The 535-nt window shown below is 42.2% G+C and carries 1 pseudogene; it reads right to left on the bottom strand.

Annotated features, from left to right (window positions below):
- A pseudogene (gene dcuC / locus R7Q46_RS29875) lies at positions 1-376 on the bottom strand (anaerobic C4-dicarboxylate transporter DcuC); the annotation flags it as partial.
- Between the last annotated feature and the right edge of the window lie 159 nt (positions 377-535).

Below are 535 nucleotides of genomic sequence, written 5' to 3'. Positions count from 1 at the left end.
AACACGCCACAATGTAAGCCGCTACCAAAAGGACATAAGGAGACTTGATAACAGAAAGCGGTTTAGAGAACTGTTTCACGACAACGTTGTTTGCGCCGATGTGAGTCATGTAAGAAGCGAAACCACATAGCAACATGATTTGCATACCAAGGCCGCCGCCACGGTATTGCAGCATGTATTTCACGTATTCTAGCGAGTCTGTCACCATGTTACCGGTTGAGGTGATGCTTGATGGCAGAACGTCATGGCCCAAAAAGCCAGTCATAAGAAGCAAACTGATACCGGCGGTTAAAAGTACGCCAGCTGCCTTGTAACCTTTGACAATGAAATAGCCCACCGCAATGGTTACTACCAAGCCAATTAAGAGCTCTAGCATAGGGGTCTCCAGATGTTATGAAAAAAAGAAAGATTCTGTTTCAATTTATGACAAGGAATTTACAGAATTCTTAACTGTGGCACGAGGCTAATCTGGGACTTGCATGATCTAAAACAAATAATAATTTAATAATTAAATCCGACAGATTCTCTTGTTTCA

Source organism: Vibrio sp. 811 (genome assembly GCF_033339195.1).
Note: the sequence above shows the minus strand (reverse complement) of the source record. Positions and strands in the feature narration are given on the sequence as shown.